The following is an 18,143-nucleotide window of genomic DNA, read 5'->3' as shown; positions in this document are numbered from 1 at the left end:
ACAGTCTATTTTCAAAGGGAGGAAGGAAAATGTCTATTTATGTAACAAAGGGGAAGTTAAAGATTGCTGCAGAGCTTTATCATTTCATCCAAAAGGAAGCGCTCCCACATACTCAGGTAGTTGAAGAATTATTTTGGGAGGGGTTTTCAGAGCTTGTCCATGATCTAACACCAAAAAATGAAGCCCTTTTAAGAAAAAGAGAGGATCTCCAACAGCAAATCAACAGATTCCATAAACAACCATCAACCTTCACACCTGAGTCCTACAAAAACTTTTTAACAGAGATCGGTTATCTAGAAAAAGAAGTACCAGATTTTGAAGTAACAACAGAAAATGTGGATAAAGAAATTAGTCTTCAAGCGGGTCCACAGCTCGTTGTTCCAGTTGACAATGCTCGATATGCATTAAATGCGGCCAATGCCCGATGGGGAAGTCTGTATGACGCTCTTTACGGAACGGATGTCATAAGTGAGGAAGGTGGAGCATCAAAGTCAGGAGCTTATAATACTATCCGAGGGGAAAAAGTAATCTCTTTTGCCAAGCAATTTTTAGATCAAACGGCTCCTCTTCAGGAAGCCTCCCATTCAGACGTAACCAATTATCATATTCAAAAAGAACAGTTAATCATTACATTAGCAAATGGAACCAAAACACAGTTGAATAACCAACACCAATTCGTCGGATACCGAGGCGGAGACGAAAATCCGTCAGCAATTTTATTGAAAAATAATGACCTTCATTTTGAAATCCAGATTGACCGTCATTCACCCATCGGGAAGACAGATGCTGCTGGTGTAAAAGATATTGTCATGGAATCCGCCCTAACGACCATTATGGACTGCGAAGATTCCGTTGCCGCAGTAGATGCTGAAGATAAAGTATGTGTGTACCGAAATTGGCTAGGATTAATGAAAGGGGACTTAATAGCCACCTTCCAAAAAGGCTCACAAACCTTAACTCGTAGCTTGCAACCTGACCGTGAATATACGAGTCCAACCGGTGACCTATTCACATTAAAAGGTCGCTCTCTCATGTTCGTAAGAAATGTCGGCCATTTAATGACGACCAATGCAATCCTAGATCAAGCAGGAAATGAAGTGCCAGAAGGGATCATGGATGCTGTGGTAACAAGCTTGATCGCAAAGCACTCTCTTTTAGGAAATGGCTCCTACCAAAATTCCTCTAAGGGCTCGATCTATATTGTAAAACCAAAAATGCACGGATCTGAGGAAGTTGCCTTTGCCAATGAATTATTCAATATGGTTGAGGACTTAATCGCTGTACCACGGAACACGATAAAGATTGGGGTAATGGATGAAGAAAGACGTACGAGTCTCAATTTGAAGAATTGCATACATGAAGTAAAGGAACGAATCGTGTTTATCAATACCGGTTTTCTAGACCGTACGGGGGATGAAATTCATACTTCAATGGAAGCAGGAGCGGTGATACGAAAAAATGAGATGAAAGCTTCCACTTGGCTTCAAGCCTATGAAAAGTCCAATGTTGCTACGGGCCTAACGGTGGGCCTTAAAGGAAAAGCACAAATTGGAAAAGGGATGTGGGCAATGCCTGATTTGATGGCCGAGATGATGAAACAAAAAATCGGTCATTTGAATGCAGGAGCCAACACGGCTTGGGTGCCATCACCGACGGCCGCTACTCTGCATGCTCTTCATTATCATCAAGTTCATGTAGGTTCGGTTCAAGAGGAATTAAAGCAAAACCTACAAAACTATCAAGATGATATTTTAAGGATTCCAGTGGCAATAGATTGTGGCTGGAGTAAAGAAGAGGTTCAAGCAGAACTAGACAATAATGCACAAGGGATACTCGGATATGTCGTGCGTTGGGTCGAGCAAGGAGTCGGCTGTTCTAAAGTTCCGGATATCCATCATATCGGCCTAATGGAAGACCGAGCGACCTTACGAATTTCCAGTCAACATATGGCCAACTGGCTACATCATGGAATTTGTACAGAGGAACAAGTCTTTGAGACGATGAAGCGAATGGCAAAAGTAGTGGACGAACAAAATGCGGGAGATGAAAACTACCGTCCAATGGCAGAAAGGTATGAGGATTCCGTTGCCTTCCAAGCAGCATGTGAGTTAGTGTTTAAAGGATATGAACAACCAAGCGGGTATACTGAACCCATTTTACATCGTCGAAGAATCGAAGCAAAAAGAAAATTTGCCCATCAAAAATAATCAACAGATCAGGGCGTGAGGTGAAGAAAATGGAAAGAGAAAATATGGTCAAATCGGTAAGTCGCGCCCTTGATATTATTGCTCTAGTTTCAATGAAAAAAGAAGGTCTAGGCGTTACAGAAATCGCCAATCAAATGGATATAAACAAAAGCTCCGTCTACCGTATTCTTTCGACGTTGGCTCAATACGGGTATATTGAGCAGAATGCTGATAGTGGTCGTTATCGGCTAGGATATACCTTTTTGGATATTAGCTCAAAGCTTTTAGATTCTATCGATATCCGAACAGAAGCGAAGCCATACTTACAAGAGTTAGGAAAGGTGACTGATGAGGTAATCCACTTAGTGGTTTATGATCATGATGAAGTCGTTTATATTGAAAAATTTGAAGGGACAGAGACGCTTCGTATGCACTCAAAGGTAGGGAGACGAGCACCCATGCACTGTACAGGAGTAGGGAAAGCCATTTTAGCCTACTTACCATCTGCCACCACTGAGGACATCATCCATAGAAAAGGGTTGCCTGTCCATACAAAATATACCATTACCGATCGTGCAAATTTTCTATCTGAATTAGAAGCAGTTAAACAAAGAGGGTATTCTTTAGATTTACAGGAAAATGAAGTGGGCATCACGTGCATTGCCGTACCCATTTTTGATCATGCCGGAAACCCGGTTGCGGCACTCAGTGTCTCTGGACCAACGATCCGAATGACGGACGAACGTATTGAAGAACTGAAACCACATGTTCTTGAAACAGGATCAAACATTTCAAAGCGACTGGGATATCGATAAATGAAGAGCTCCAGGAAATGTTTGAAATCGAGTAAAGTAAAATAAGTGGAAATTTTCCGGTTAGATGCAGAATGAAGCTCATTTCGGGGTAAATAAGGGGAGGTTTTCCGCTTAAGCAGAGCAAAATCTCCCCTTTTCGAAATTTTCGAGCCAATAGGCGGAAACTCTCCGTTTATTTAAGCCTTTTTTAAAAAAATTACTAAGTTAAGCGGAATTTCTCCGTCTATTTATTAGCTCTCTGGTTTACTATGTCAAAGTAAATGGGGTTTCATGAAAACGTGAAAAGACGTATGACTAATTCATACGTCTTTTCTTGTGTCTTTTAGTAAGAAAATACCAGCCTAGTAGTTATCTGTAAGTATTACTCAGCTTTAGCAGCTTCTAAAGAAATAGAGAACTTCACTTTATCTCCAACAAGAACTCCACCAGTTTCAAGAGCAGCATTCCAAGTTAGACCATAATCACTACGGTTCACTGTACCTTCTGCACTGAAACCAACCTTTTCATTTCCCCAAGGATCTTTGCCTTGACCTTCGAAAGTGACAACAAAAGTTTCAGATTTTGTTACGCCGTGAAGAGTAAGGTCCCCAGTTACGTTGTACTCATCTTCGTCTTTTCTTTCAATTGAAGTAGATTTGAAAGTCATAGTTGGGTAGTTTTCCACATCAAAGAAATCAGCCGAACGAAGGTGGTTGTCACGATCTTCGTTACGAGTATCAATGCTTGCTACATCTACATTAAACACGATATTAGCAGTTGTTAAATCAGTTGGATTTGCTTCGATTTCTGCATCAAACTTATGGAAGGCACCATTTGTTTTAGCGATCATCATATGTTTAATTGAAAAATCTACGTTGCTGTGTGCTGTGTCTACTGCCCATTTTGCTTTTGTCATTTTAATAAACCTCCAATAATTTTATTTCAGTTCATATATCTTGAATTAAATATATTTTATTTCGAAGTAATTATATTATGAGGATAAAGCCTTTGTCAATAAATAAATTTTCAAAAAAATAAAAACAGTTTGCGCTACGTGCGCAAACTGTTTTTTGTAAAAGTAATATCAATCAAAAGTATTTCTGATCGACTCCCAATCCTGAGAGGAGGACCCCAAAAGCCAAAGCCTGAGGAAACAAATGCATGAAGCTGACTTTTCTTCAAGTATCCCCAATCAAGCTCGAAAATTCTTCTGGTAATCAAGTGGTTCGGTGCCATCTGTCCACGATGAGTATGTCCAGACAACATTAAATCGGCTCCGTGCTCTGCTGCTTGAACAAGCTCAAGTGGCTGATGATCCATGATAAAGATGGGTTTTGTTTCATCTAAACTCTCTAATAGGTTTTCAATGTGTTTTCGGTTGCGATCGGTCTTATCTTTTCTCCCTACAAGCTGAATGCCACCTTCAAGGACAACGGTTTCGTCCATTAAGATAGGAATTCCAATACGTTGCATTTCTTTTGTATATATGGGAATTCCACCACCATAATATTCATGATTTCCTAAAACCCCGTATACGCCATAGGTAGCTGATAGGTTTTCCATAATGGAACCGAATCCTTTTTGAATAAAAGGCTCAGGGTCATCATCAATAATATCTCCTGGTAACAGAATCAGGTCGGGATTAAGTGAATTCACTTCTTGAACTAATCGATTCGCATGAGTTTTACCGGATAAATGGCCGAAGTGCATATCAGATGCCATAACGACCCGGAGAGAAGAAAATGAAGTTTCCTTCTCTATTTCAATTTCATGCTCTCTAATTACAGGATTATATGCGTTAAAAGTACCAAGCCCCAAAATACTGATCATCCCCAAAAGGACAACGGTACCAACCCAAAAAATAACACGGTCAGAAGAGAAGCCAGCAAAAATAAATAGCCAACCAATAAAATCTGCGATTGGAAGAAGCAACAAGGTGTATTGAATAATCCCGAACCAATAGGAACCTATATATTTTAGAAATAATAATTTTTTTAAAAATCTCGCTAGTACATAGCTGTAGGATAATAAAAAGATAACTGCAACGACTAAACCGGGTATATTGACTGAAAAAGTGGACTGTAGCCACAGATGTACATTCCAACTGATATAAAAGGTAAAGGCGCTATATAAAATAATGGTTAGGACAAGCCTACTGAACATGGCTGTTTTCAAAGTATTCTACTCCTATTCATGTGCTACAAGGCGCTTACATAGTGAAGCTTGTATCCCTTGTTTTTGCAGCTTTTCAACAATTTGCGCACTCGTTAATCGTTTGCTTATTGTCACCGTTTCACGAACTGCTTGCTTTACTACCTCATTTAGCTTCATGTTTACCCCTCATTTCATTTGACTAGACGGTCAGAAATAGTATACCTTTTAGATGACTATCTGGTCAAACTATGTAAAAAACGTTCAACCGCTGAACGTTTACTTTTTTGAATAATATTCTGAGATAAAATCTTTGTAGTGGTCAAGGCTAGGGTATTCATTGAAATTTGATAACATCCCTTGAATAACAGGAGCTCGAGGCTTCTCTTTTTCTATTTCTTCCCTTAATACCTGAATAGTTACAAGTAGTGTGTCTTCTCCTATTTTTTCTATCTCTTCTTCTAAGTTTTTTAATACAGTTGAAATAGATGGTTGATTAGACGAAAAGAAAAAGGTCAAAAGTTCCTCTACTTTCTTATTTGTTAAGAATGGATTGTCCTCATGAATATCCTTCACGATACTATCTGTTCTCCTAAGAATAAACTCAGTAACCTGTCTAATATTGAAATCAGGTGAAGAAAATAATAAAACACCCATATACGATTTAATCATGCCCTCAAGGATGATGGTTATATCCCAAGAATACGGTTCTATATCAGGACCGTAGATTTCAATAATGCTTCTACGATAGTGTTGATGAGATTCCATTTGCTTTTCTAATAATAGTTGTTTAATGGTTTCATTTCTAGGTATTGCTTGTTCCTTTGTAAGCATAATAAGAAAGTCTCTGTGCGTAATAAAATGTGAAAACAATACCATTTGTTGACAGATTAGCTTTTCACGTGGACTTTGTATGTTTATCGTTTGTTCAGAGAAGGCTTTCTCTATCATTTCAAAATGGTATTTTAAAATAGCTAATAGTAAGTCGTCTTTTGATTTAAAGTGTAAATAAAAGGCTCCTTTAGAAATTCCGCTTTCTGTTGCAATTTCTTGGATGGATGTTGTTGAAAATCCTTTACTAGCGAAAAGCCTCATGCTCACTTCGATAATTTGTCTATCTTTTTCATTCATATAAAAACCCCCGTTAAACCAAGTTTCATCTGTAATATACCTTTTTTATGATAAAAATTTGAATCTTTCTTAATCGGAATCCGTATTAACACATTGTGAGTACAAACAAGTTGACGATTGACTAGTCAGTCAGTTATATTGTTATAGTAATGACTAATCGGTCATTTGTAGTTTTGATTATAACAAATTCTAGGACATTAATCAAAAAGGGGAGAACAATGTTTGAAAAGTTTAGTTAATTTCGTCCTGAAAAATAAACTTGCTGTATGGTTATTAACCATTATTGTAACAGCTTCTGGTATATACTCTGGGACAAAAATGAAGATGGAAAGTATTCCAGATGTATCCATTCCATATTTAATTGTCATGGATGTGTACCCAGGTGCAACAGCTGAACAAGTAATGGATGAAGTATCGATACCGATGGAGCAGACGATTGAGGGGCTTGAAGATGTAAAGGCGGTCTTTTCAAACTCATCTGCAAACGTAGCGCAATTACAAATTGAGTATGATTATGGCGTTGATATGGATGAGAAAAAACGTGAACTAGAAGCAGCCCTAGATAATATAACATTACCGGAAGCTGCTGAAGAGCCGTCGATTATGGCCCTTAGTATGAATATGATGCCTATCTTGGCTTTATCAATTTCTAGTACAGAGGAAGATATTGTTGACTTGTCAACAACAGTAGAAGAAACCATTTTACCGAAAATAAACAATATTGATGGCGTTGGTTCAACAACGATTACAGGTCAACATATTGAAGAAGTGCAATTCACGTATAACCAAGAAAAGATGGATGCGCTTGGGTTAACGGAAGACACCGTGAAACAAATGGTTCAAGCAAGTGATATGGCGTTATCATTAGGTCTCCAAGAGTTTGAAGAAGGAGAAGAAGCGGTAGCTATTGATGGAGATATTAAAACGGTTGATGAATTAAAAGAAATGTTAATTCCGGTTACTCCAACGGCGGAAAATCCAAGCCCATTTGTTCAATTAGGAGATATTGCTACTATAGAAACGGTTGGAAAAGTGCAATCTATTTCCCGTACAAATGGAGAAGAGGCCATTGCTATTCAAATAACCAAAGGGCAACAGGCTAATACAGTTGAAGTTGTTAATGAAATTAAAGACTTAATTAAGGAAGAAAAAGAGGCCATTGATGGTTTAGTCATTGATGTAACGCTAGACCAAGGAAAACCAATCGAAGATTCTGTTTTCACAATGGTAGAAAAAGCACTATTTGGTGGCTTGTTTGCGGTCATCATCATTCTTTTATTCCTGCGTGATGTGAAATCAACACTTATATCAATCGTATCCATTCCAGTTTCTATTTTTATGGCATTCTTACTATTAAACTGGCTTGATATAACCTTAAACATTATGACGTTAGGTGCCATTACAGTAGCGATTGGTCGTGTTATTGATGACTCGATCGTTGTTGTAGAAAACATCTATAGACGTATGAATTTGGAAAATGAAAAACTTAGAGGTCGTGCGTTAATTCGTGAAGCAACCATTGAAATGTTTAAACCAATCCTTTCATCCACACTTGTAACGGTTGCAGTATTTGCGCCACTTATGTTTGTTGGTGGGATGGTTGGAGAACTTTTTAGACCATTTGCATTAACAATGGCATTTGCCTTAGGTGCATCGCTAATTGTTGCCATTACGATTGTTCCAGCGCTATCACATTTCTTATTCCGTAAGAATTTATATGGAGAAAAGAAAGTAAAAGACCACAAAGAGGTTGGAAGGTTAGCAACATGGTACAAAGGTGTGCTAGCTAAAGCATTAAATCATAAGATCATTACATCTCTTATTGCGGTAGTATTACTTGCAGGATCACTAGCGTTAACTCCAATCATTGGTTTTAGTTTTATGGGTTCCGAAGAAGAAAAAACCATTTACCTTACGTATACACCAGCTGCTGGTGAGTTAGAGGCAGAATCGTTAGAAAATATTGAAGAAGTTGAACAAGAACTCATGAAACGTGAGGACATAGACATTGTTCAAATATCTTATAACAATAGCGCTTCTACAGATATGTCGTCGATCATGACGGGTGGGGCAAAAGGTGGGTTAATGTACCTGATCTTTGATCCTGACATGAAGGATTTTCCTAAAGTGAAAAAAGAAGTAGAAGATTATGTGTTTAACATTGATCATTCTGGTGAATGGAAATCACAAAACATGGCGATGGGTAGCATGAGTTCAAACGAAGTAAGCTACACTTTGTACAGTGAAGACTTAGAAGACTTAAATGAAGCGGTGAACCAAGTTGAGGATGCATTAAAAGATGTGAAAAACTTGGAAGATGTGACATCTGATATGGAAAATCCATATGTGGAGCATGTGTTAAATGTGGATCAACAGGATGTGCTAAAATACGGTCTAACTACCGCACAAATCGTTGGAGCACTAGCAAATACCGGAACTGAAGATGTGTTAACAACCGTAGAAAATGACGGTGAAAAAATTGATGTCATTGTTCAACGTGAAGCAAAAACAGATGCAAAATCGATTGATGAATTATTGGAAACTCAAATACCGACTGCATTAGGTACAACCATGCCGTTATCTGAGCTTGTATCCATAGAAGAGGGAACAACCTATAACACATTAGCTCGTAGTGAAGGGGAATACTACTCTACCGTTTCAGGGACAGTCACGACGGATGATGTTTCTGCCGCAACCTCTGCCGCAGATAAAAAGATCGATAAACTTGATCTGCCTAAGGGAGTAACACTTGGAGTTTCTGGTGTAGCGGCGGATATGCAAGAAACGTTCACGCAACTTGGGGTAGCGATGTTAGCGGCAGTACTGATTGTGTACTTCATCCTAGTTGTCACATTCGGTGAAGGGTTAGCGCCATTTGCGATCCTATTCTCCTTACCATTTGCGGTGATCGGTTCATTCGTAGGACTATGGATTGCTGGTGAGACAATCTCAGTATCCGTGATGATGGGACTATTGATGTTAATTGGTATCGTTGTTACGAATGCAATTGTTCTCGTCGACCGTATAATTCATATGGAACGTGAAGGAATGTCGATTCGCGATGCAATTATTGAAGCTGGAGCTACAAGATTGCGTCCAATCCTAATGACAGCCATCGCAACAATTGGGGCAATGGTGCCGATGGTGTTTGGCGCTGGCGGATCTGGATTAATCTCAAAAGGATTAGCGATCACGGTAATTGGTGGTTTAACTTCATCAACACTTCTCACACTAGTGATTGTACCGATTGTGTATGAAGTGCTTTCAAAGATGTTGAAGAAAAATCGTAAAGAAATTGAAGAGAACTAATCAAAATAGACCGTTGGATATGAATCCAACGGTCTTTCTATTTACTTCATAATTAGATTGAATTCATCTTTGACCTTTTCTTCGCCATTCACAAGAATACAAATTCCATGTACCCCTTCATAATGTTTACGTGTAGTCAAGTTCTTAAAAACATGTTCTCGGGTTAAGTGGGTCGTTCCACTTGGATAGGTCTTCTGTGATAAATGAAAAATCTTTCGGGTTTGTTTTCCATTTGCTTTCATAAAATCAATCCCGTATTCAATACGAAGGTTTTGGGATTCAATGGATTCGGTAATAATGTCAAATGAAAACGTTAATGTCTCACCAAGTGACAGTTGATCGCATGAAAGAGTGAAATTTTGAACACCAATATTAGCCGCAGATGTGTATCCAAATAGTTGAAGAATCTCAACATCCCCTTTTTTCAGTAAACTGCGACTCGCATGCTTTAAAATCCAATCGGTGTGCGGATGTTTTCCTCTCCATTCACGAACGATTTGCTTTAACAGGTTGGGGTGATCTTTTGAAATATCGTTTAAATTATTTGCTACAGATTTCCTTACATAAAGGGAAGGGTCTTCCTTTAATGTTTTAAGGATAGGTAAGATGGGAGTGGGATCTTCCTTTAAAGTAGTCAAAACTGGAGCCCAAGGTAGACGTGGACGGCAGCCCTCACTCGCTAATCTTCGTATATGCTCATCCTCGTCAAATGCCCACTGCTGCATTTGAATCATCATTTCTGTTTCATCTTTCAAAATAAACGGTCGAACCGCAAACTCAGAACTCGAGTATTTAGTAAATTGCTCTAGTGCAATAATTGAGGTTTCCCAATGATCGAGACCGTACACTTCAACAAAATCAGGAAAAAACAAATATTCTACACCTTTGCATTTTGGAGCGATCGTCAGCAAAATTTCAATAGAAGTATCATACGGTTGCGGTAAGGACTCTCTTAATGCGAGTGTTATATGGCGAATTCGTTGCTTGAATTCCAGCTGTTCCCATTCGCCATTATAAATAAAGGTTAAAAACTGGTTTTCATCAAAGGCCGGATAAGCTGACTTCAATATTTTGATAAATTGGTTAAAAAATGAAGGGCTATATCTATCTTTTATTAACTCTGCCATATATATATCCTCATTCCATTTTCGTTTCTTACATAATAACAAAAAAAACCACCCCACATCAGTGGGATGGCCGAATGTCTATATTAAGAAGCTTTCTGCTCATTCAAAACCGGTTGAACACGTTCCGCTTTCGGAGCAACATTAAATACAATATTTAAAAGAATGGCCGTTATACTACCAGCCACAATTCCGTTGTCAGTCAAGATACGAATGCTTGATGGCATTTGAGCAAAAAGATCAGGAACAGCTGTAACTCCAAGACCAATTCCAACCGAACAAGCAATGATTAATAAGTTTTCTTGTGACGCAAAGTTTACCTTGCTTAACATTTTAATACCATATGCAATAACCATACCGAACATCGCAATCATAGCTCCACCTAGAACAGATGTAGGAATAATGGTTGTTAAAGCACCGATTTTAGGGATAAATCCTAATATAATTAACATAGTTCCCGTTGTATAAATCACATTTTTGCTTTTTACTCCCGTGATTTGTAAAAGACCAACGTTTTGAGAATAAGTAGTGTAAGGGAAAGCGTTAAATAGTCCTCCAAGAAGAATCGCTAAACCCTCTGCACGATAACCATTAGCAAGATCCTTTTCCGTAACTTCCTCTTCACAAATATCACTCAAAGCAAAATATACTCCAGTAGACTCAACCAAACTTACCATCGCAACAAGAATCATCGTTAAAATGGCTGTGATTTCAAATGTTGGTAATCCGAAATAGAAAGGAGTGACCATGTGGAACCAGCTAGCTTCAGCTACAGCTGAAAAATTAACCATTCCCATAAAAGCCGCAACTACTGTACCTACTAATAAACCTAAAAGAATCGAAATCGAACGAACAAAACCAGTGAAAAAGCGGTATAAAACTATAATAAAAAGAAGAGTTCCAAAAGCTAATGAAATGTTCGTCATTGAACCGAAATCAGGGCTTCCTTGACCACCAGCCATATTGTTAATCGCAACAGGAATCAATGTAATCCCGATAATTGTAACAACTGATCCTGTTACAACAGGTGGGAAAAATCGAACAAGTTTTCCAAAGAACTTCGCAATTAAAACTACGAATAAACCAGAAACTAAGATGGATCCATAGATAGCTGAAATCCCGTATTCTCCACCAATGGCAATCATCGGACCAACAGCTGTAAATGTACAACCAAGAACAACAGGTAAGCCGATTCCAAAGAATTTATTTTTCCAGACTTGTAAAAGTGTGGCCACACCGCACATTAAAATATCGATTGAAACTAAGTATGTTAATTGCTCGCCAGTTAATCCGAGTGCTCCCCCAACAATTAGTGGAACAATAACTGCCCCTGCATACATGGCAAGCACATGTTGAATTCCTAAAGAAGTAAGTTTGAACGGATTTGTTTTCATTATACCGATTCCTCCACCTTGTCTTTTACAAATTTGACCTCTCCATTTGAAAGGGACTCTACTCTTGCTAGTGACTCAACCTTCCAGCCTTGTTCTCTTAATTTACTTCCCCCAGCTTGGAACGATTTTTCAATGACGATTCCAATTCCAGCAATCGTTGCTTCTGCCTGTGTAACAAGTTCGATTAGACCTAAGGCGGCTTCCCCATTTGCCAAAAAGTCATCAATGATAAGAACGTGATCCCCTTTTTCGATAAACTTGTTAGAAATAGAGATTTCATTAGACTCTTGTTTCGTGTATGAATAAACAGTGGCCGTTAGTAAATCGTCTGTTAATGTAAGAGATTTGCGCTTTCTAGCAAAAATAACAGGGATGCCAAGCTTTAATCCTGTCATCACCGAGGGAGCGATCCCTGAAGACTCGAGCGTGAGAATCTTAGTAATACCTTGATTTGCAAAAAGCCTTGCGAATTCCTCGCCAATTTCTAGCATGAGCTGAGGGTCAATTTGATGATTTAAAAATGAATCAACCTTTAAAACAGACTCGGAGAGTACTTTTCCCTCTTGTAAAATCTTATCCTGTAATAACTTCATATGTCCTCCCTAAGAAAGAAAAATAAAAAAGCCTAACTTCATCGCATTCACATCAAATTGAGTGAAGCAATGACCTTAGGCTTTAAAGGCGTGGTTTGCATAGATAAAAAACAACTATCGTAGCAATTCCCATTGCTCACTCATAGTCGAATCATTTACGGTGATTCGGTAGAAACTTGCGAGCCATATTCTCGCTATTATATGAGTGAATCCTATGAAGTTAGTTATTATTATATCACCATTATATTGTAGTTCAATAGAGAAATTGCAATTAATTCCGAAAATTTATGGTAAAAAGATGCATTAATATTCGTGTTAAGGGTTTCAATAGTCAGATAAATATGAAAAGATAGCAAACTGCCTATAAAATACGAACAAAGAGGTGCCCGTTTCGGACACCTCATGGTCTATTATTTGGTAACTGTAACAACTTCTACCTCTAACTCAACCGGGTGCTGTTTATGTTTACTATAGAAAATTCCTGTGGTGAGCAACGAAATAGCTCCGAAAATAAGCACCATGATTTGCAGTCCGACGACATCTAATAAAAAACCGGTTCCTAGTAGCACGACCTGAAACATGATTCGGTCAAGCATATTTCGGAACGAAAAGAAGCGACCGTGGAAGCTCTTTGGTACCTTTGTTTGAAATAAAGTTGATACGGTCGGATAAAAGCAGCCAACCGCAAAACCTACAATCGCAAAGGAAAGAATGGCTAGAGCCTTATTCTCAACAAAATACAGGGACATTTGGCCCAAACCGATTACGGATGAAAAAACGAAAATAATGGTAAAAGGAGACCATTTATCATTGAGCCTTTTAATCACAAACGTTCCTAGCATAAAGGCGATTCCTTCTGCTGTATATATCAAGCCTTTAATCGAGGAATCATCATGAATTTCACTAATATTGATGACCATCAAATTAAACCCACTTAGAAACAACAAGGGAACAAGTGCCATAATTAGGGTCATAAAGACGACGGGCATTCCTTTGATAACCGGGAGAACGTCTTTAAATCCACTAGACCCGTTCGTGTTTAGTGCGGAGTTGGACAACTCTGGCTCTTCCAGTTTTAAAAAGAAGGTGAAAACGAGTAAAACGCCGTAAGCAACAAAAGATGCAACATACAACATGGATAAAGGCATAACGACAAGCATGGCACCCGCCAGAGCTGTACCTAGTACACGTGAAATGGTCGACACATTCATATGTACGCCATTCAGTTGGAGAAGTTGATTTTCTTTAACGATTAAAGGGATAGCTGATTGTAATGCTGGAAAATAAAAAGCTGCGGAAAGCTGAATTCCAATCATAAATACGACCATCCACCAGACGGAGCCGGTATAAAGCGCAAGGAACATAAAGATGACACTAAGCATTCGTGCAATTCCCGAATAAACCATGAGTGTTTTTTTACTATATTGATCGGTCATCCGACCAGCAAGTGGTCCAACTAGAATTCCTGCTAATAAGCCAGTGGCGAGGATAAGAGACTTTAGAAAATCAGAAGGTACCTTTGCTTGCATAAATTCTAAGTTTCCGATAATTCCGGTCCATAATCCAACCCCAGCAATAAACTCGCCAATTAAAATAATCCATACATTCCGATTTCTCCACATCATTTTATATCCTCTTTTTAATTTAATATATTCTTAGTTTAACAAAAAATTTCGTATCTCGAAGATTATTATAGAGGTTTTTGTAGAATCTGTCATCGGTAAAAATGATGGAAACGAAAGCTGTTCCAATAAAATAAAACAACAGAGCTCTATACTCTGTTGTAATTTCTTTCAATAATAAAATGGGTTAAATCTCCCCGGAATATCGTCTTTGAGTACTCGATAATGGATCCATCCTCTAAGTACGCATGTGTGTCTAAAGAAAAGCAAGGGCTGTTCACAGGTATTTGCAGCTTTTTCGCTACTTCCTCATCCGGCAGATACAATTCTAAGTTCTCAATGGTTTTACTTACGTAAAGGTCATATTGAGTTTGTAACAGCTTGTACAGTGAATCTTCGCAGCCTTCTTTACTAATAGCAGGCGTCTTGTACCAAGGGAGATAAGAAATCTCATACTGAATAGGCTCATCATTTACGTAACGAACCCGTTCAAGTAAATTTATAGGCTCGCCTTCGTTCACTTTTAGAAGATTCATCAAATAATCGTCAGCAGGAACTACTTCTAAATTAATCACTTTAATCGACGGTATTTTTCCTTGCATCGAAATTTGATCTGAAAAACGTTCAATCGTAGCGGTCAACACTTGCTTCACTTTATGGTTAGATACAAATGTACCGCTTCCTCTTTTTCTATAAATATATCCCTCGGATGTTAACTGCTGAAGTGCTGTTCTTACGGTCGTACGGCTAACCCCAAAGGTTTCACAAAACTCTGCCTCTGTCGGAAGCTGGGAATCTGGTGGATATTCTCCATCCTTTATTAACTGGATAATAGCATCCTTCACTTGTAAATGTAGGGCATTTCCATCTTTCGTTTCTTCATTCATATCTGAAAACCTCCTTGTTCCATTATAGCAAAGAATATTCCAATTTGTATTTCCAAATATATAAAATAAAAATTTGTAGTAACAAATTAAATATTTGTATTGAAATATAATACATAAGTCATTACAATGAAGGTACATCTTGGTAAGCGCTCTCAGAATAACAACATAAGGGGGAATAGATGGATGATGAATTTTATTGATAAATACATCATGCCGGTGGCGAACAAGTTGGGGAATAACAGGCATTTACTTGCCATTCGTGACGCGTTGGTTGGAATGATTGCGATTACGATGGTTGGTTCTTTGGCCGTCCTGTTAAACAACTTAGGATCAGTACCAGGAATTGGGAAACCGTATCAAAAAATGATGGTGGCCTTATTCGGAGAAACATGGAACACACTTGGCGGAGATATCTGGTGGGGGACGCTTGCGTTCATGACCGTTTTTGCCGTCTTTGGAATTGCCTACAAGCTTGCGAAGTCTTATGGAGATGATGGATTTGAAGCGATGCTTGTTGCTGGAGCTGCTTTCTTTGTACTCATTCCCCAAATAGGAAATGTGACTCTCACACCTGAGGGAGGAGAAGCCGTCACAGGTGGCGCATGGGGCTTTATTAGTTGGAATTATTTTAATGCTACTGCACTTTTTACAGGTATTATCGTTTCTATTATTGCTACTGAAATTTTTGTGCGACTAGCGAAAATTAAGTACCTGGTGATCAAGTTACCTGATGGAGTACCACCAGCTGTTGCAAGATCTTTTTCAAAGCTTCTACCTGGGATGGCGACCATTTTTACGATGGGGTTATTTGGTCTTATTTTACGAAAATTCATTAGTGACGGGGCGTATTTAAATGATTGGTTAAACCAAGTTCTTGTTACCCCTTTAACGGGCGCCGTCGATTCATTGCCATTTGCCATATTAATTGTTGGGTTGGTTCATGGATTCTGGGTCATTGGACTACACGGACCGAATATTTTAGGTGGAATTACAACGCCATTAATGACAAAGCTTGGGCAAGAAAACTTGAATATGTATGCGCAAGGGGTGGAGAAGCTAGGTGATTATAACATTCTTGCAGGGTCTTTCCTCGATGCGTTTGTATACTTAGGAGGTTCGGGAGCGACGCTCGGCTTGCTCATTGCGATGTTTATTGCCGGAAGAAGAAGGCATAAACAGCTATTAGCACTAGGGACTCCTCCAGGGGTATTCCAAATTAACGAACCGATTCTATTTGGTCTTCCAATTGTATTAAACCCGATCTGGTTTATTCCGTTTATTTTAGGTCCAATTGTAATGACAATTATTGCGTATCTATCGATTAGTTTCGGTTTGGTTCACCCAGTTGTGGCGGATATTCCGTGGGTAACACCAGCCATTCTAGGGGGACTACTTGCTACGGGTGGGCATATCTCGGGAGCCGTTCTTTCTGCAGTAAATCTAGTAGTCTCTATTGCTATTTATCTACCATTTGTGATTGCCCAAGGGCGGATAGAAGCAAGAAAAGACCGTGAAAGAGAACTTCAAGCATCATCTGATACTTTGAAAATGTAAAAATGATTCCCTGGGCAAAGTGATTCATCTTCCCAGGGAGTTTCTTTTTTAAAAATATTAAGGAGGTCATACCATGAATAAAGGATTAAAAATTGTAACGATTGGCGGAGGATCTAGCTATACGCCTGAATTAATTGAAGGATTTATTAAGTATTATGACGAACTACCAATAAGAGAAATATGGCTTGTGGATATAGAGGCAGGAAAAGAAAAGCTCGATATTGTTGGAAACTTAGCCAAACGAATGGTTGAAAAATCAGGGCTTCCTATCAAGGTTCACTTAACACTCGATCGAAGAAAAGCATTAGAAGGAGCAGACTATGTCACCACTCAATTGCGAGTTGGCTTGTTAGAGGCTCGGAAACTTGACGAAAGCATTCCGTTAAAGCATGGAGTGTTGGGACAAGAAACGAACGGACCAGGTGGACTGTTTAAAGCGTTCCGAACCATCCCGGTAATCCTCGACATCTGTCGTGAGATGGAGGAGCTTTGTCCCAATGCGTGGCTCATTAACTTTACCAATCCAGCTGGTATGGTGACTGAGGCAGTATTAAAACATACGAAAATAAAAGTAGTAGGGCTTTGCAATGTTCCGATCGGAATGGAAATGGGAGTGGCGAAATTATTGGGTGTGGACCACAGCCGAGTCAGAATTGATTTTGCTGGTTTAAACCATCTAGTATATGGACTGGATGTTTTTGTGGACGGAATTTCAGTGAAAAAGGAAGTAATTTCTCAGTTAACGAATCCAGACAAGGCAATTACCATGCAAAATATTCATGCGATGGGCTGGGAGCCTGAATTTTTAGAGGCATTAAATGTCCTTCCATGTCCATATCATAATTATTATTACAAGTCTGGTCACATGCTAGAAGAAGAACTCAAAAAATTTCGTGAAGGAAATATTCGAGCGGAAGTGGTAAAGAGATTAGAAGATGATTTATTCGAGTTATACAAGGACCCAAGCTTAGATATCAAGCCTCCACAGCTAGAAAAAAGAGGCGGAGCCTACTACAGTGATGCTGCCGTCCGATTAATTCACTCAATGTATACAGATAAACGTGATATCCAAGCAGTGAATACAAGAAATAGCGGGGCTATCTCCAATCTTCCTGCACATGCCGCTGTAGAAGTAAGCTGTGTGATAACAAACGACGGTCCGAAACCAATTAGTATGGGAGAATTGCCAGTAGCGGTTAGAGGACTAGTTGGTTATATGAAATCCTTTGAAGAGGTGGCCATTGAAGCAGCTGTAACAGGAAATTATAACACAGCTCTTCTAGCCATGACGATGAATCCCTTTATTCCAAGTGATCAAATAGCAAAGACGATTCTCAATGAAATGTTAGAAGCACATAAAGATCATTTGCCACAGTTTACTTTAAGATAAGGAGAATG

The 18,143-nt window shown here is 38.8% G+C and carries 14 protein-coding genes and 1 riboswitch; of the genes, 5 read left to right on the top strand and 9 right to left on the bottom strand.

Going from position 1 to position 18,143, the window contains the following annotated elements; translation table 11 throughout:
* Nucleotides 1-29 precede the first annotated feature (29 nt).
* Nucleotides 30-2,207 (top strand): malate synthase G, encoded by a 2,178-nt coding sequence (locus M3175_RS07320; protein ID WP_251516726.1) that lies wholly within the window; start codon nucleotides 30-32, stop codon nucleotides 2,205-2,207.
* A 29-nt stretch (nucleotides 2,208-2,236) separates the two neighbouring features.
* Nucleotides 2,237-3,001 (top strand): IclR family transcriptional regulator, encoded by a 765-nt coding sequence (locus M3175_RS07315; RefSeq protein WP_251516723.1) that lies wholly within the window; start codon nucleotides 2,237-2,239, stop codon nucleotides 2,999-3,001.
* 361 nt (nucleotides 3,002-3,362) lie between these two features.
* On the opposite strand, the gene M3175_RS07310 is transcribed toward M3175_RS07315, so the two are convergent.
* From M3175_RS07310 to M3175_RS07295, 4 genes are all read right to left on the bottom strand, one after another.
* Complete coding sequence (locus M3175_RS07310) at nucleotides 3,363-3,896, bottom strand: YceI family protein (RefSeq protein WP_251516720.1); 534 nt, start codon at nucleotides 3,894-3,896, stop codon at nucleotides 3,363-3,365.
* Nucleotides 3,897-4,030: 134 nt separating this feature from the next.
* Nucleotides 4,031-5,155: a metallophosphoesterase gene (locus tag M3175_RS07305; RefSeq protein ID WP_371321671.1), complete on the bottom strand. Its 1,125-nt coding sequence runs from the start codon at nucleotides 5,153-5,155 to the stop codon at nucleotides 4,031-4,033.
* A 12-nt stretch (nucleotides 5,156-5,167) separates the two neighbouring features.
* A complete protein-coding gene (locus M3175_RS07300) occupies nucleotides 5,168-5,311 on the bottom strand; it encodes a hypothetical protein (RefSeq protein WP_251516717.1) in 144 nt (47 codons plus the stop codon).
* Between the two features lie 99 nt (nucleotides 5,312-5,410).
* Nucleotides 5,411-6,262 carry a TetR/AcrR family transcriptional regulator gene (locus M3175_RS07295; RefSeq protein ID WP_251516715.1) on the bottom strand — a complete coding sequence of 284 codons (852 nt, stop codon included), beginning with the start codon at nucleotides 6,260-6,262 and terminating at the stop codon, nucleotides 5,411-5,413.
* A gap of 222 nt (nucleotides 6,263-6,484) precedes the next feature.
* Here M3175_RS07295 and M3175_RS07290 point away from each other — a divergent pair, with 222 nt between their 5' ends.
* A complete protein-coding gene (locus M3175_RS07290) occupies nucleotides 6,485-9,571 on the top strand; it encodes an efflux RND transporter permease subunit (RefSeq protein ID WP_251516713.1) in 3,087 nt (1,028 codons plus the stop codon).
* A gap of 41 nt (nucleotides 9,572-9,612) precedes the next feature.
* Here M3175_RS07290 and M3175_RS07285 read toward each other — a convergent pair whose 3' ends face one another.
* The 5 genes from M3175_RS07285 to M3175_RS07265 form a co-directional block, all read right to left on the bottom strand.
* Nucleotides 9,613-10,698 carry a DNA alkylation repair protein gene (locus M3175_RS07285; protein WP_251516710.1) on the bottom strand — a complete coding sequence of 362 codons (1,086 nt, stop codon included), beginning with the start codon at nucleotides 10,696-10,698 and terminating at the stop codon, nucleotides 9,613-9,615.
* Between the two features lie 83 nt (nucleotides 10,699-10,781).
* Nucleotides 10,782-12,089, bottom strand: a complete 1,308-nt coding sequence (locus tag M3175_RS07280; RefSeq protein ID WP_251516708.1) for a nucleobase:cation symporter-2 family protein — start codon at nucleotides 12,087-12,089, stop codon at nucleotides 10,782-10,784.
* Complete coding sequence (locus M3175_RS07275) at nucleotides 12,089-12,682, bottom strand: xanthine phosphoribosyltransferase (protein ID WP_251516706.1); 594 nt, start codon at nucleotides 12,680-12,682, stop codon at nucleotides 12,089-12,091. Before M3175_RS07275 ends, M3175_RS07280 begins: the two co-directional genes overlap by 1 nt.
* 123 nt (nucleotides 12,683-12,805) lie before the next feature.
* Nucleotides 12,806-12,907: riboswitch (purine riboswitch) on the bottom strand.
* Nucleotides 12,908-13,092: 185 nt separating this feature from the next.
* The gene (locus M3175_RS07270; RefSeq protein ID WP_251517665.1) at nucleotides 13,093-14,304 is read right to left on the bottom strand and encodes an MFS transporter; all 1,212 of its coding nucleotides are present in this window, start codon (nucleotides 14,302-14,304) and stop codon (nucleotides 13,093-13,095) included.
* A gap of 149 nt (nucleotides 14,305-14,453) precedes the next feature.
* Nucleotides 14,454-15,191 (bottom strand): GntR family transcriptional regulator, encoded by a 738-nt coding sequence (locus tag M3175_RS07265; RefSeq protein WP_251516703.1) that lies wholly within the window; start codon nucleotides 15,189-15,191, stop codon nucleotides 14,454-14,456.
* Between the two features lie 183 nt (nucleotides 15,192-15,374).
* On the opposite strand from M3175_RS07265, the gene M3175_RS07260 reads away from it, so the two are divergent.
* A complete protein-coding gene (locus tag M3175_RS07260; RefSeq protein WP_251516701.1) occupies nucleotides 15,375-16,745 on the top strand; it encodes a PTS sugar transporter subunit IIC in 1,371 nt (456 codons plus the stop codon).
* Between the two features lie 73 nt (nucleotides 16,746-16,818).
* Nucleotides 16,819-18,135: a 6-phospho-beta-glucosidase gene (locus M3175_RS07255; protein WP_251516699.1), complete on the top strand. Its 1,317-nt coding sequence runs from the start codon at nucleotides 16,819-16,821 to the stop codon at nucleotides 18,133-18,135.
* Nucleotides 18,136-18,143 lie beyond the last annotated feature (8 nt).

This window comes from Robertmurraya korlensis, from assembly GCF_023715225.1.
GTDB lineage: Bacteria > Bacillota > Bacilli > Bacillales > Cytobacillaceae > Robertmurraya_A.
The sequence above is the reverse complement of the archived record's forward strand: the minus strand, read 5'-3'. Positions and strand labels throughout refer to the sequence as shown.